Below are 16,526 nucleotides of genomic sequence, written 5' to 3' on the forward strand. Positions count from 1 at the left end.
TTCCAGACACGTTGCTCTTAACACCTGTTGCCCATGCAGCTCGCCCCGGATAATTTGAAAATAACGGATTGATGACATCAGGGGTAGATGAGTATCCCCAACCGTTTGGTGTTATCGACATTTCAGCAAAATGAACTTCTGATCAGAACAGCAGTCTACTTTTTATATTTTCATGAAATAATGAAATATAATTATGCATAGAAGCTCTGCTGGTATCGGTGATCAATACGCAGGATCAGGTAATAATTACAACCAACCGGATGACCATGCCGCTTATTCAAGGCGTGGGCGATACAGACATGCCACAGTCAGACAATCGGATAACCCCCCCCGTACTAACCCGGGGCGTGATAAATTTTACCGTTCTTCTGCCGTATGCTCCTCACAACATCTACAGTGCCGTTCGGTAAACCCTGCTCAAGATTTTAATCCCCTCATCAAACAGGAAATAATGGATGGCCTGGTGAGTAAATCTGATCGGCTCGGTCATCGCTATGATGGGAGGCATCACGGCCAATATGCCAGTTCCATTAAAAAATACACGTCAGCTGCTAAAAGACCGTTAAATCGAGCGGAACAACGCCAGCTGATACGTGTGCTGCAAAATTTTACAGCAACGCGGAGCTGGAATTGGCTAAGTCTGACGACAACACTTCATTCATTTACCTCAGCGGGTGTTTTTACTCTTCATAAACCCGTGGATCAGCTGGTTCAGCTTACTCAAGCGGCCTTATTGTCAACGCTACTTGATGCATTAATATTCAAGTGCAACCAAAAACCTGAAGCCAGGGATATTGATGCCCGGGGCATCGCCAACCTGCTGTGGGCCATGGCGAAACTGCTGGACACCGGGCAGGAGCGGACACCAGAGTTCAAAAAGGCCATGGCCGCGCTATTGCCCCACGTGAACGCACAGAAAGACCAGTTTATTCCTCAGCATATTGCCAACCTGCTGTGGGCCATGGCGAAACTTGTAACCAACGGGCAGGCGCAGACACCAGAACTCCATGGGGCCATGGCCGCCTTGTTGCCCCGCGTGAATGCACTGAAAGACCGATTTAAGAGCCAGGGTATCGCCAACTTGCTGTGGGCCATGGCAAAGCTGGTGGACAACGGACAGGAGCGGACACCAGAACTCAACGAGGCCGTGGCCGCTCTGTTGCCCCACATGAACGCACAGAAAGCTAACTTTAACCCACAGGAAATCGCCAACCTGCTGTGGGCCATGGCAAAACTGGTGGACAATGGCCAGGAACGAACACCAGAGCTCAAAAAGGCCGTAGCCGCACTGTTGCCCAGCGTGAACCCACAGAAAGCTTTCAAACCACGGGATATTGCCAACCTGCTGTGGGCCATGGCGAAACTGGTGGACAACGGGCAGGAGCAGACACCGGAGCTCAAAGCGGCCGTAGCCGCGCTGTTGCATTGCGTAAACGCACAGAAAGCAAACTTTAAGCCAAAAGGTATCGCCAACCTGCTGTGGGGCATGGCGAAACTGGTGGACAACGGGCTGGATCCGACGCCAGGTCTCAAAGAAGCTGTCACCGCTCTGTTACCCCACGTGAATGCATATAAAGACCAATTTAATGCCCAGGCTATTGCCAACCTGTTCTGGGCCATGGCGAAACTGGTGGGCAACGGGCAGGAGTCGTTACCAGGGCTCAACAAGGCCGTGGTTGGCATGTTGCCCCACATGAACGCACAGAAAGCTAACTTTAAGCCACAGGAAATCGCCAATCTGCTGTGGGCCATGGTGAAACTGGTGAACAAGGGGCTGGTGTGGACAGCAGAACTGAAAGGGGCCGTGGCCGCGCTGTTGCCCCACGTGAACACACAGAAAAACAAATTTAATGCCCAGGAAATTGCCAACCTGTTTTGGACCATTGCAAAACTGGTGGACAATGGGCAAGAGCAAACACCTGGGCTCAAAGAAGCTGTCAAAGCGCTGATATCCAACGTAAACGCACAGAATGCCAACTTTAAACCAGTGGATATTGCCTGCCTGCTGTGGGCCATAGCGAAAATGGGTGAGCTCGTTGAGTTGAACGTGGTTACCTCTATGTTCGAATCTCTTGTCTACAGAACCCATGAAAACCCTCTACTCTCCAGGCAAGATATATTGATGTCGCTCTGGGGAGTAATGGTATGCTCTGCCAGGTTGTCTCTGATCTCCAATGCCAATAAAAATAACGTACTTGAAACGCACATGGATGATCTCTTTACTCGCCTGGAGAATGCATGCCCGGACAATGAAGAAGATCAACGCATCATTGCCATGGCCGCCAGTTGGCTTGGCAGACCGTGTCCGGTCGTCCCTCATTACCAGACTACCAGGTCAAAACTTCAATCTGACTTTCGCGATCAACTCCAATCATGCTTTCCCTCTTTGAAGATTGAAGAAGAAAAGAGTCTGAACTCATTACCTCCGGTTGACCTGTTACTGCCGGATCTCAACATTGTGATTGAAATTCAGGGACCCTTTCATTACGTGAGTAGTGATTTCAAAACCCGGAATGGTTCGACTCTGCTGAAAATTGCACTGCTGCGAAAAGCAGGATTTGAGGCGATTGAAATCCCGGTTAACCAGCTTTGGAACCGGGATTTAATCAAGCGATGTATTCATCAAATAAAGACCAGGTTGAACACCCCGCCACAGGGGCATGGTTCTGAATCATTTACACGCCCAGGGACAGATGAGGCATACTTTGCTGCCGATGCAGGCTGGCAAGATCACGGTTACTTAACCGCCCAAGAACATAGAGAAGAGCAACCAGGGAAACCAAAAAGTAGAACAAGGAAGAGAAAAAAAAAGCCAGTAATCTCCCCCCTTCCATCATGACTCAAGAACCGTTTTCACATTCAAGGGAATGAGTGTCAGAACACTTGTTGTTCATGAATCTCGCCCCGGATGATTTGCAAATAACGGATGGGTAAGTAGTTGGCCAAATGGAATCGTATATTTCTGGCTAAGTGGGCAGTTACTATGCAAGGCACAACGTAGGGAGCATAGCCGTAGCTATGTGACCGGAGTTGTAACGCCGCACGACTGCATGGATGCAGGAGCTAGAGCAACGCAGGAGCAGTTGCCGGGAGTAACTGCCCACTTAGTCAGAAAATACGATTTCATTTGGTTAACTACTTAACATCAGGAGTTGATGTGTATCCCCAAACACCTGGTTTTATAGAGAGTTCAGTAAAATGAACTTCTGAACAGAATAACAGTCTGCTTTTTATATTTTCATGAATTAATGAAATATCATCATGGATAAAAGCTCTGCTGGTATAAGTGGTCAATACGCAAAATCAGGTAATGATTACAACCAACCGGATGACCGAGCTGCTTCTTCAATGCGCGGGCGATATAGACATGGCACAGTCAGAAAGTGGGATAATTCCCGCCGCAATACTCCGGAGGTCAACAAATTTCACCATTCTTCGGGCGCCAGCTCTTCTCAAGATCTACAGCGCCGTTCAGTAAACCCTGCCCAGAATTTTAATGCCCTTATCAAACAGGAGGTAATGGAAAGTCTGCTGAGAAAATCGGATCACATGGGTTATCACTATGATGGTAGATATCACGGACAATATGCCAGCTCAATTAAAAAATATACGTCAGCTGCTAAAAGACCTCTAAATCGAGCTGAACAAGTCCAGCTGATACGTTTACTGCAAAATTTTACCGCAACACGGAGCTGGAATTGGCGAAGCCTGACGACAACACTTCATTCACTAACTTCAGCCGGTGTTTTTACCCCTCATAAACCCATGGATGAGCGTGTTACACGTACACAGGCTGCCTTAATGTCAACGCTACTTGATGCAATAATATTTAACTGCAACCAAAAAACTGAAGCAAGGAGGAATATTGATCCCCAGGGCATAGCCAATCTGATTTGGGCCATGGCGAAACTGGTGGACAGAGGGCAGGAGCTGACACCAGAGCTCAAAGAGGCTGTGGCCGTGCTGTTGCCCCGCGTAAACGCAAACAAAGACCAATTTAATGCCCAGGGAATCGCCAACCTGCTGTGGGCCATGGCGAAACTGGTGAACAACGGGGAGTGGACACCCGAGCTCAAAGAAGCTGTGGCCGTGCTGCTGCCCCAGGTGAACGCACGGAAAACTAACTTTAATCCACAGGAAATCGCCAGCCTGCTGTGGGCCATGGCGAAACTGGTAAGCAACAGGCAGGAGCGGACACCAGAACTCAAAGAGGCCCTGGCCGTACTTCTGCCCCATGTGAACGCACAGAAAGACCAATTTAATGCCCAGGGTATCGCCAACCTGTTGTGGGCCATGGCGAAACTGGTAGACAACGGGGAGTTAGCACCAAAGCTCAAAGAAACTGTGGCCACGCTGTTGCCCCAAGTGAAACCACTGAAAACCAACTTCAACCCACAGGAAATCGTCAACCTGCTGTGGGCCATGGCAAAACTGGTGAACAACGGGCAGGAGCGGACACATGAACTCAAAGAGACCCTGACCCTGCTTTTGCACCAAGTGAACGCACAGAAAGACCAATTTAGTCACCAGGGTATCGCCAACCTGCTGTGGGCCATGGCCAAACTGGTGGACAACGGGCTGGAGCGAACACCAGCGTTCAAAAAGGCTGTAGCAGCGCTGGTGCCCCACGTGAACGGACAGAAAACTGGCTTTAACCCACAGGAAACCGCCAACCTGCTGTGGGCCATGGCGAAACTGGCGGACAGCGGGCAGGCGCGAACACCAGGGCTCAACCAGGCCGTAGCCGCACTGATACCCCTCGTGAACACACAGACAGCTCACTTTACTCCACAGGAAATCGCCAACCTGCTGTGGGCCTTGGCGAAACTGGTGGACAACGGGCATAAGCAGACACCAGAGCTCAAAAAGACCGTGGCTGCACTGTTGCCCTGCGTGAACACACAGAAAGACCAATTCAGTGCCCAGGGGATCGCCAACCTGCTGTGGGCCTTGGTGAAACTGGTGGACAGCGGCCAGCTGCAGGCACCAGAACTGATCGCGGCTGTGGCCGCGATGTTACCCTACGTGATGGCAAAAAAAGACCAATTTATTCCTCAGCATATCGCCAACCTGCTGTGGGTCATGGCGAAACTGGTGGACAACGGTCAGGAGCAGACACCCTGGCTCAAAAAGCCCGTGGCGGTGCTGTTGCAATGCGTGAACGCACAAAAAGACCAATTTAAGGCCCAGGGTATCACCAACCTGCTGTGGGCCATAGCGAAACTGGTGGACAACGGGCAGGAGCGGACACCGGAGCTCAGAGAGGCCGTGGCCGTGCTGTTGCACCAAGTGCATGCAAAGAACGATCAATTTAGTGCCCAGGGCATCGCCAACCTGTTCTGGGCCATGGCGAAACTGGTGGACAATGGGCAGGAGCAGACACCTGGGCTCAAAGAGGCTGAGGTCGCCCTGTTACCCCACGTGAGTGGACAGACAGCTAACTTTAAACCACAGGAAATAGCCAACCTGTTGTGGGCCTTGGCAAAACTGGTAGACAACGGCCTTGAGCAGACACCAGATCTCAACGAGGCCATAGCCGAGCTGTTGCCCTATGTGAATGTACAGAAAGACCAATTTAAGGCCCAGGGGATCGCCAACCTGCTGTGGGCCATGGCGAAACTGGTGGACAACGGGCAGGAGCAGACACCAGAGCTCAACGATGCTGTGGCCGCGCTGTTGCCCCACGTGAGCGCACAGAAAGACCAATTTACTCCTCAACAGATCGCCAATCAGCTGTGGGCCATGGCGAAACTGGTGGACAACGGGCAGGAGCGGACAGCAAAGCTCAAAGAAGCCATGGCCGCGCTGTTGCCTCGCGTGAAGACACAGAAAGAGCAATTTATTCCTCAGCAGATCTCCAACCTGCTTTGGGCTATTGCGAAACTGGTGGACAATGGGGAGTGGACTCCAGATCTCAAAACAGCTGTGGCCACGCTGTTGCCTCACGTGAACGCATGTCAAGCTAACTTTAAACCACTGGAAATCGTCAACCTCCTGTGGGCCATGGCGAAACTGGTAGACAACGGGAAGAAGCTCGCACCAGAGCTCAAAAAGGCCGTGGCCGCACTTTTGCCCCACATGAACGCACAGAAAGACCAATTTAATGCCCAGGGGATCACCAACCTCCTGTGGGCCATGGCGAAACTGATGGACAACGGCCAGGAGCGGGTTCCGGAACTCAACGAGGCTGTGGCTGCGCTCTTGCCCCATGTGAACGCACATAAAGACCAATTTATTCCTCAGCATATCGCCAGCCTGCTGTGGGCCATAGCGAAACTGGGTGAGCTTGTTGAGCTGAACGTGGTTACCTCTATCTTCAAATCGCTTGTCCACAAGATCAGTGAAAACCCTCAGTCCTCTCAGCAAGATATATTTATGTCTCTCTGGGGCGTAATGGTATGCTGTGCCAGGTTGTCTCTGAACTCCAATGCCAATAAAAATGACGTGCTTGAAAAGCTCATGGATGACCTGTTTACCCGGCTGGAAAATACCTGCCCAGACAATGGAGATGATCAATCCATCATTGCCATGGCCGCCAGTTGGCTTGGCAGAGCCTGTCCGGTCACTCCCTATTACCCGACAATCATGTCAAAACGTCAATCCGATTTCTGCGTTCAACTCCAATCATGCATTCCCTCTTTGCAGATTGAAGAAGAAAAGAGTCTGAACTCATTACCTCCAGTCGACCTGCTACTGCCTGATCACAACATGGTGATCGAAGTTCAGGGGCCGTTTCATTACGTAAATGGTGATTTCAACACCAGGAATGGTTCGACCCTGCTTAAAATCGCACTGTTGCAAAAAGCAGGATTTGAGGTCATTGAAGTCCCGTTTAAAGAGATTTGGAACCGGGACTTAATGAAACTGTGTATTGATCAAATAAAGACCAGGGTAAACATCCCGCCACAGCGGCATGACTCTGAATCATTTACCAGCGGGGAGACCGATGAGGAATACTTTACTGCCGATGAAGGGTGGGAAGATCAATGTTACTTCACCGCCGAAGAACCTACAGAACAGCAACCAAGCAAACCAAAAAGCAAAAAAAAGAAGAGAAAAAAAAGCCAGTAATCTCCCCCCTTCCATCATGACTCAAAAACCGTTGTCATATTCAAGGGATGGCGTGCCAGCGTTGAACATATGTTGTTCATGAATCTCGCCCCGGATGATTTGCAAATAACGGATGAGTGACACCAGGAGTCGATGTGTGTCCCCAAACACCTGGTTTTATAGACATTTCAGAAAAATGAACTTCTGGGCAGAACCGCAGTCTGCTTTTTATATTTTCATGAATTAATGAAATATAATTATGGATAAAAGTTCTGCCGGTATCCGTGGTCAATACACAAGATCAGGTAATGCTTACAACCAACCGAATGGCTATGTCCCTCCTTCAGGGCGTGGGCGATATAGACATGCCACAGTCAGACAGTGGGATAATCACTACCGCTCTATCCCCGGTCGTCATGAGTTTTCCCACTCTTTTGGCGTACCCCCTTCTCAGTATCTGCATTGCCGTTCAGTATACCCTGCTCAAGATTTCAATGCCCTCATCGAACAGGGAATAGTGGGTGGTCTGGCAAGTCAATCTGATCGGTTTGGTTATCGCTATGATGGGAAACATCATGGTCAATATGCCAGTTCAATTAAAAAATACACGTCAGCGGCTAAAAGACCATTAAATCGAGCCGAACAAAGCCAGCTGATAGGTTTACTGCAAAATTTTCCCGTAACACGGAGCTGGAATTGGCGAAGTCTGACGACAACACTTCATGCCTTTACTTCAGCGGGTGTATTTACCCCTCATAACCCCATGGAGGAGCGAGTTAAGCGTACTCAAGCGGCCTTACTGTCAACGCTACTTGGTGCCATCATACTCAAGTGCAAGCAAAAACCTGAAGCCAGAGATATTGATGCCCGGGGAATCGCCAACCTGTTGTGGGCCATGGCGAAACTGGCAGGCAACGGGCAGGAGTGTTTACCAGCGCTCAAAGAGGCCGGGGCGGCTCTATTGCCCCACGTAAACACACAGAAAAACAATTTTAAACCACAGGAAATCGCCAACCTGCTGTGGGCCATGGCGAAACTGGTGGACAATGGCCAGGAGCAAACACCAGAGCTAAACGAAGCCTTAGCCGCGCTGTTGCCTCACATAAACGCACAGAAAGCTAACTTTAAGCCACAGGAAATCACCAACCTGCTGTGGGCCATGGCGAAACTGGTGGACAATGGCCAGGAGCAAACACCAGATCTCAACGAGGCCTTAGTCGCGCTGTTGCCACAGGTGAAGGTACAAAAAGCTGACTTTAAACCACAGGAAATCGCCAACCTGCTATGGGCCATGGCGAAACTGGTGGACAATGGCCAAGAGCAAACACCAGAGTTTAAAGAGGCCATCGCCGCACTGTTGCCACAGGTGAACGCACAGAACGCCAAATTTAACCCTCAGGGTCTCACCAACCTGCTATGGGCCATAGCCAAACTGGTAGCCCACGGGCAGAAGCAGACACCAGAAATCAAAGAGGCCGTGGCCGCATTGTTACCCCCCGTGAACGCACAAAAAGCTAACTTTAAATCACTGGAAATCACCAACCTGCTTTGGGCAATGGCGAAACTGGTGGACAACGGGCAGGAACAGACACCCGAAATCAAAAAGACCGTGGCTGCGCTGTTATCCCACGTGAACGCACGGAAAGACCAATTTAATGCCCGGGGAACCGCCAACTTGCTGTGGGCCATGGCAAAACTGGTGGACAACGGGCAAGAGCAGACACCAGAGTGCAAAGCGGCTCTGTTTGCGTTGTTGCCCCACATAAAAGCACAAAAAGACCAATTTAACGCCCAGGGGATCACCAACCTGCTATGGACCCTGGCGAAACTGGTGGACAACGGGCAGGAGCAGACACCCGACATCAAAAAGACCGTGGCCGTGCTGTTGCCCCGCGCGAATGTACAGAAAGACCAATTTATTCCTCAGAATATCGCCAACCTGCTGTGGGCCCTGGCGAAACTGGTAGACAACGGGCAGGAGCAGACACCCGACATCAAAATGACCGTGGCCGCGCTGTTGCCCCACGTCAACGCAAAGAAAGCTGACTTCAACCCACAGGAAATCGCCAACCTGCTGTGGGCCATAGCGAAACTGGTGGACAACGGGCAGGAGCAGACACCTGAAATCAAAAAGGCCGTGGCCGTACTGCTGCCCCAAGTGAATACACAGAAAGACCAATTTATTCCTCAGAATATCGCCAACCTGCTATGGGCCATGGCGAAACTGGTGGACAACGGGCAGGAGAAGATACCAGTGCTCAACGAGGCGGTGGCCGCGCTGTTGCCCCGCGTGAATGCCCGGAAAGGCCAATTTACTCCTCAACACATTGCCAACCTGCTGTGGGCCCTGGCAAAACTGGTGAACAACGGGGAGTGGACACCAGAGCTCACAGAAGCTGTGGCCGCGCTGTTGCCCCGGGTGAACGCACTGAAAGACGAATTTATTCCTCAACATATTGCCAACCTGCTGTGGGCCATAGCGAAACTGATGGACAACGGGCATGAACAGACACCAGCGCTCAAGAAGGCTGTAGCCACGCTGTTGCCTCACGTGAACGCACAGAAAGACCAATTTACTGCTCAGCACATCGCCAACCTGCTGTGGGCCATGGCGAAACTGGTGGACAACGGGCAGGAGTGGGCACCAGAGTTCAAAGCGCCCGTGGCCGCGTTGTTGCCCCACGTGAACGCACAGAAAGCTAACTTTCAACCACAGGGAATTGCCAACCTGCTGTGGGCCATGGCGAAACTGGGTGAACTCGTTGAGCTGAACGTGGCTACCTCTATCTTCAAATCGCTTGTCCACAAGATCAGTGAAAACCCTCAGTCCTCTCAGCAAGATATATTTATGTCTCTCTGGGGCGTAATGGTATGCTGTGCCAGGTTGTCTCTGGTCTCCAATGTCAATAACAACAACGAGCTTGAAAAGCATCTGGATGACCTGTTTACTCGTCTGAAAAATCCCCCCCCGGACAATGAAAAGGATCAGCGCGTCATTGCCATGGCCGCCAGTTGGCTTGGCAGAGTGTGCCCAATCGTCCCCCATTACCAGGCAACCATTTCAAAACCTCAAACCGACTTCTGCGATCAACTCCAATCATGCATGCCCTCTTTGCAGATTGAAAAAGAAAGGAGTTTGAACTCATTACCTCCGGTTGACCTGTTACTGCCAGATCACAACCTGGTGATTGAAATTCAGGGACCATTTCATTACGTGAGTAGCGATTTCAAAACCCGGAATGGTTCAACTCTGCTTAAAATTGCACTGCTGCAAAAATCAGGATTTGAGGTTATTGAAATCCCCATTAACCAGCTTTGGAACCGGGATTCCATAAAACGATGCGTTGATCAAATAAAGACCAGGATAAACACCCCACCAAAGGGGTACGGCTCTGAATCATTTAACAATCCATAGAAGTTGTTCTTCTCCAACCGTTTGCGTTTATAGACAGTTCAGCAAAATGAACTTCTGAGCAGAACAGCAGTCTGCTTTTTATATTTTCATGAATTAATGAAATATAATTATGGATAGAAGTTCTGCTGGTATCAGTGGTCAATACGCCAGATCAGGTAATGATGACAACCAACCGAATGACCATGCCTCTTCTTCAAGGCGTGGGCGACACAGACATGCCTCAGTCAAACAGTGGGATATTACCCCACGCACAACCCCGAAGCGTAATGAATTTTACCATTCTACTGTCGCATGCCCTTCGCAATATCTACTGCGCCGTTCAGTAAACCCTGCTCAAAATTTTAATGATCTCACCAAACAGGAAATAATGGCTGGCCTGGTGATTAAATCGGATCGTTTCGGTCATCACTATGATGGGAGAGATCACGGCCTATATGCCAGCACAATTAAAAAATACACGTCAGCATCTAACAGACCTTTAAATCGAGCGGAACAAAGCCAGCTGATGCGTTTGCTGCAAAATTTCGCAGCAACACGGAGCTGGAATTGGCGAAGCCTGACGACAACACTGCACTCATTTACTTCAGCGGGTGTTTTTACTCTTCATAAACCCATTGATGCGCGAGTTAAACTTACTCAGGCTAACGTATTGTCAACGCTATTTGATGCAATAATATTCAACTGCAACCAAAAACCTGAAGCCAGGGATATTGATGCCCAGGGAATCGCCAACCTGCTGTGGGCCATGGCGAAACTGGTGGACAACGGGCACGAGTCGACACCTGCATTCAACGAGGCAGTGGCTGCACTTTTGCACCACGTGAACGCACAGAAAGACCAATTTAATGCCCGTGATATCGCCAACCTGCTGTGGGCCATGGCGAAACTGATTGACAACAGGCAGGAGTCGACACCAGAACTCAACGAGGCCGTAGCCGCCCTGTTGCCCCACGTGAATGCACAGAGAGCTAGCTTTAAACCACAAGGTATCGCCAACCTGCTGTGGGCCATGGCGAAACTGGTGGACAACGGACAGGAGTCGACACCAGAACTCAACGAGGCCGTGGCCGCCCTGTTGCCCCTTGTGAGCTTACAGAAATACCAACTTAATACCCATGGCATTGCCAACCTGCTGTGGGCCATAGCGAAACTGGTAGACAACGGGCTGAAGCGGACACCAGGGCTCAAAGAGGCCTTGGCCGCCCTGCTGCCCCTCCTGAACGCACAGAAAAACCGACTTACTGCTCAGGGCATTGCCAACCTGCTTTGGGCTATGGCGAAACTGGTGGACAACGGGCTGGAGCGAACACCAGGGTTCAAAGAGGCCGTGTCCGCCCTGTTGCCCCTCGTGAACGCGCAGAAAGACCAGTTTATTCCTCAGGGTATCGCCAACCTGCTGTGGGCCATGACGAAACTGGTGGACAATGGTCAGGACCAGACACCAGAACTCAAAGAGGCTGTGGCCGCACTGTTGCCCCACGTAAACTCACAGAAAGCTTGCTTTAAACCACAGGAAATCGTCAACCTGTTGTGGACCATGGCGAAACTGGTGGACAATGGCCAGGAGCAGACACCAGGGCTCAAAGAGGCCGTGGTCGCCCTGTTGCCCCTCGTGAACGCTCAGAAAGACCAATTTACTGCCCAGGGGATCGTCAACCTGCTGTGGGCCATGGCGAAGCTGGTGGACAACGGGCAGAAGTCGACACCAGAACTCAACGAGGCCGTGAGCGCACTGTTGCCCCAAGTGAATGCACAGAGAGCTACCTTTAAACCACAAGATATCACCAACCTGCTGTGGGCCATGACGAAACTGTTGGACAACGGGCAGGAGCAAACACCAGCGCTCAACGAGGCTGTGGCCATGCTGTTGCCTCACGTGAATGCACAGAAAGACCAATTTACTCCTCAGCACATCGCCAACCTGCTGTGGGCCATGGCGAAACTGGTGGACAACGGGCAGGAGTGGACACCAGATTTCAAAGCGGCCCTGGCCGCGCTGTTACCCCACGTGAGCGCACAGAAAGCTAACTTTAAACCACAGGGTATCGCCAACCTGCTGTGGGCCATGGCGAAACTGGGTGAACTCGTTGACCTGAACGTGGTTACCTCTACATTCAAATCACTTGTCCACAAAATCAGTGAAAACCCTCAGTTCTCTCAGCAAGATATGTTTATGTCTCTCTGGGGCGTAATGGTATGCTGTGCCAGGTTGTCTCTGGTCCCCAATGCCAATAAAAATAACGTGCTTGAAAAGCACCTGGATGACCTGTTTACTCGCCTGAAAAATACCCCCCCGGACAATGCAAAGGATCAACGCGTCATTGCCATGGCCGCCAGTTGGCTTGGCAGACCGTGTCCGATCGTCCCCCATTACCAGACAACCATTTCAAAACCTCAATCCGACTTCCGCAATCAACTCCAATCATGCATGCCCTCTTTGAAGATTGAAGAAGAAAAGAGTTTGAACTCATTACCTCCGGTTGACCTGCTACTGCCAGATCACAACATGGTGATTGAAATTCAGGGACCATTTCATTACGTGAGTAACGATTTCAAAACCCGGAATGGTTCGACTCTGCTTAAAATTGCACTGCTGCAAAAATCAGGATTTGAGGTTATTGAAATCCCGATTAACACGCTTTGGAGCCCGGATTCAATAAAACGATGTATTGATCAAATAAAGACCAGGATACCCCCCCCACCAAAGGGGCATGGCTCTGAATCATTTAACAATCCAGAGTAGTTGTTCTTCTCCAACAACTTGCGTTTATAGACAGCTCAGCAAATTGAACTTCTGAACAGAACAGCAGTCTGCTTTTTATATTCTCATGAATTAATGAAATATAATTATGGATAGAAGATCTGCCGGTATCAGTGGTAAATACACAAGATCAGGTAATGATTACAACCGGCAGAATGGCCATGCCCCTTATTCAGGGCGTGGACGATATAGACATGCCACAGTCAGACAATGGGATCATCCCCCCCGCACTGCACCGGGTCGCAATGAATTTTACCACTCTTCTGGCACACGCTCTTCTCAACATCTACAGGGCCGTTCAATAAACCCTGCTCAGGATTTCAATGCCCTCATCAAACAAGAGATAATGGCTGATCTGTTGAGAAAATCGGATCGTTTCGGTCAACGCTATGATGGGAGAGATCACAGTCGATATGCCATTTCAATTAAAAAATACACGTCAGCTGCTAAAAGATCGTTAAACCGGGCGGAACAAAGCCAGCTGATACGTATGCTGCAAAATTTTACCCCAACACGGAGCTGGAATTGGCGAAGCCTGACGACAACACTTCATTCATTGACTTCAGCGGGAGTTTTTACCCCTCATTACCTCATGGATGAGCGTGTTAAGCTTACTCAAGCTCACTTATTGTCAACGCTACTAGATGCAATAATATTTAACTGCAACCAAAAACCTGAAGCCCGGGATATTGATGCCCGGGGTATCGCCAACCTGCTGTGGGCCTTAGCGAAACTGGTGGACAACGGGCAGGAGTCGACACCAGAATTTAACGAGGCCGTGGCCACACTGTTGTCCCTCGTGGACGCACAGAAAAACCAACTTAGTGCCCAGGGCATTACCAACCTGCTGTGGGCCATGGCGAAACTGGTGGGCAACGGGCTGGAGTCGACACCTGCGTTCAACGAGGCGGTGGATGCACTTTTGCACCACGTGAACGCACAGAAAGACCAATTTAATGCCCGGGATATCGCCAACCTGCTGTGGGCCATGGCGAAACTGACGGACAACAGGCTGGAGCGGATACCAGGGCTCAACGAGGCAGTGGCCGCACTGCTGCCCCGGGTGAACGCACAGAAAGACCAATTTATTCCTCTGGCTATCGCCAACCTGCTGTGGGCCATGGCGAAACTGGTGGGCAACGGGCTGGAGCGGACACCAGGACTCAAAGAAGCCGTGGCCGCCCTGTTGCCCCACGTGAACGCACTGAAAGACCAATTTAATGCTCAGGGTATCGCCAACCTGCTGTGGGCCATGGCGAAACTGGTGGGCAACGGGCTGGAGCGGACACCAGGGCTCAAAGAAGCCGTGGCCGCGCTGTTGCCCCATGTGCTCACACAGAAAGACCAATTTAATGCCCAGGGCATTGTTAACCTGCTGTGGGCCATGGCGAAACTGGTGGACAACGGGCTGGAGCGGACACCAAGGCTCAACGAGGCAGTGGCCGCCCTGATACCCCTCGTGAACGCACTGAAAAACCAACTTAGTGCCCAGGGCATTGTCAACCTGCTGTGGGCTATAGCGAAGCTGGTGGACAACGGACTAAAGCAGACGCCTGGGCTCAAAAAGGCGGTGGTCACTCTGTTATCCCACGTGAACGCAAAGAAAGACCAATTTAATGCCCAGGGAATCGCCAACCTACTGTGGGCCATGACGAAACTGGTGGACAACGGGCTGGAGCGGACACCAAGGCTCAACGAGGCTGTGGCCGCCCTGCTGCCTCTCCTGAACGCACAGAAAAACCGACTTAATACCCAGGGCATTGCCAACCTGATGTGGGCCATGGCGAAACTGGTGGACAACGGCCAGGAGCGGACACCAGGGCTCAACGAAGCCTTAGCCGCGCTGTTGCCTCACATCAACGCACAGAAAGCTAACTTTAACCCACAGGAAATCGCCAACCTGCTGTGGGCCATGGCAAAACTGGTGGACAACGGGGAGTGGACACCAGCGCTCAAAAAAGCTGTGGCCGCGCTGTTGCCCCGGATGAACGCACTGCAAGACCAATTTATTCCTCAACATATCGCCAACCTGCTTTGGGCCATAGCGAAACTGATGGACAACGGGCATATACGAACACCAGCGCTCAACGAGACTGTGGCCACGCTGTTGCCCCGTGTAAACGCAAACAAAGACCAATTTAATGCCCAGGGAATTGCCAACCTGCTGTGGGCCATGGCGAAACTGGTGAACAACGGGGAGTGGACACCCAAGCTCAAAGAAGCTGTGCCCGCGCTGTTGCCCCGGGTAAACGCACAGAAAGCTAACTTTAATCCTCAGGAAATCGCCAGCCTGCTGTGGGCCATGGCGAAACTGGGTGAACTCGTTGAGCTGAACGTGGTTACCTCTATCTTCAAATCGCTGGTCCACAAAATCAGTGAAAACTCTCAGCTCTCTCAGCAAGACATATTAATGTCCCTCTGGGGCGTAATGGTATGCTGTGCCAGGTTGTCTCTGGTCTCCAATGCCAATAAAAATAACGTGCTTGAAAAGCACATTGATGACCTGTTTACTCGCCTGGAAAATACATTACCGGATAATGAAGAGGATCAAATCACCATTGCCATGGCCGCCAGTTGGCTTGGCAGACCGTGTCCTTTCGCCCCCCATTACCAGACGATGACTTCAAAACCTCAAACTGTCGTCCACAATCAACTCCAATCATGCATGCCCTCTTTGAAGATTGAAGAAGAAAAGAGTCTGAACTCATTACCGCCAGTTGATCTGCTACTGCCAGATCACAACATGGTGATTGAAATTCAGGGACCGTTTCATTACGTGAGTAACGATTTCAAAACCCGGAATGGTTCGACTCTGCTTAAAATTGCACTGCTGCAAAAATCAGGATTTGAGGTTATTGAAATCCCGATTAACACGCTTTGGAGCCCGGATTCAATAAAACGATGCATTGATCAAATAAAGACCAGGATAAACACCCCACCAAAGGGGCATGGCTCTGAATCATTTAATAATCCAGAGTAGTTGTTCGTCTCCAACCATTTGCGTTTATAAACAGTTCAGCAAAATGAACTTCTGAACAGAACCGCAGTCTGCTTTTTATATTCTCATGAATTAATGAAATATAATTATGGATAGAAGATCTGCTGGTATCAGTGGTAATTACACAAGATCAGGTAATGATTACAACCAACCGAAAGGGCATGCCCCAGCAATTCCCGATGAATCCTGGAGCTCCACCGCCACATAGCATACAGAGGAGGCAATAAAAACTCACCCGCACAATTTATCGACTAAAATTGATCCTTACTAAATCATCGTCGTCGGATCGATTATGGGTGCTG

5 protein-coding genes are annotated in these 16,526 nt (G+C 50.5%); all 5 read left to right on the plus strand.

All coding sequences use genetic code 11. The annotated features are described in order from the left end of the window. Positions 1-193 precede the first annotated feature (193 nt). Positions 194-2,839: a DUF1601 domain-containing protein gene (locus CX664_RS24325; protein WP_101749198.1), complete on the plus strand. Its 2,646-nt coding sequence runs from the start codon at positions 194-196 to the stop codon at positions 2,837-2,839. A gap of 422 nt (positions 2,840-3,261) precedes the next feature. Next, on the plus strand, positions 3,262-7,071 hold the full coding sequence (locus tag CX664_RS24330) for an RAP domain-containing protein (RefSeq protein ID WP_101749199.1): 3,810 nt from the start codon (positions 3,262-3,264) through the stop codon (positions 7,069-7,071). Between the two features lie 238 nt (positions 7,072-7,309). Next, complete coding sequence (locus CX664_RS24335) at positions 7,310-10,465, plus strand: RAP domain-containing protein (protein WP_101749200.1); 3,156 nt, start codon at positions 7,310-7,312, stop codon at positions 10,463-10,465. 109 nt (positions 10,466-10,574) lie between these two features. Next, positions 10,575-13,208, plus strand: coding sequence for an RAP domain-containing protein (locus CX664_RS24340; protein WP_101749201.1), 2,634 nt, complete (start codon positions 10,575-10,577; stop codon positions 13,206-13,208). A 106-nt stretch (positions 13,209-13,314) separates the two neighbouring features. Continuing rightward, positions 13,315-16,206 (plus strand): RAP domain-containing protein, encoded by a 2,892-nt coding sequence (locus CX664_RS24345; RefSeq protein ID WP_101749202.1) that lies wholly within the window; start codon positions 13,315-13,317, stop codon positions 16,204-16,206. Positions 16,207-16,526: the final 320 nt, after the last annotated feature.

Source organism: Endozoicomonas acroporae, from assembly GCF_002864045.1.
Classification (GTDB): Bacteria; Pseudomonadota; Gammaproteobacteria; order Pseudomonadales; family Endozoicomonadaceae; genus Endozoicomonas; species Endozoicomonas acroporae.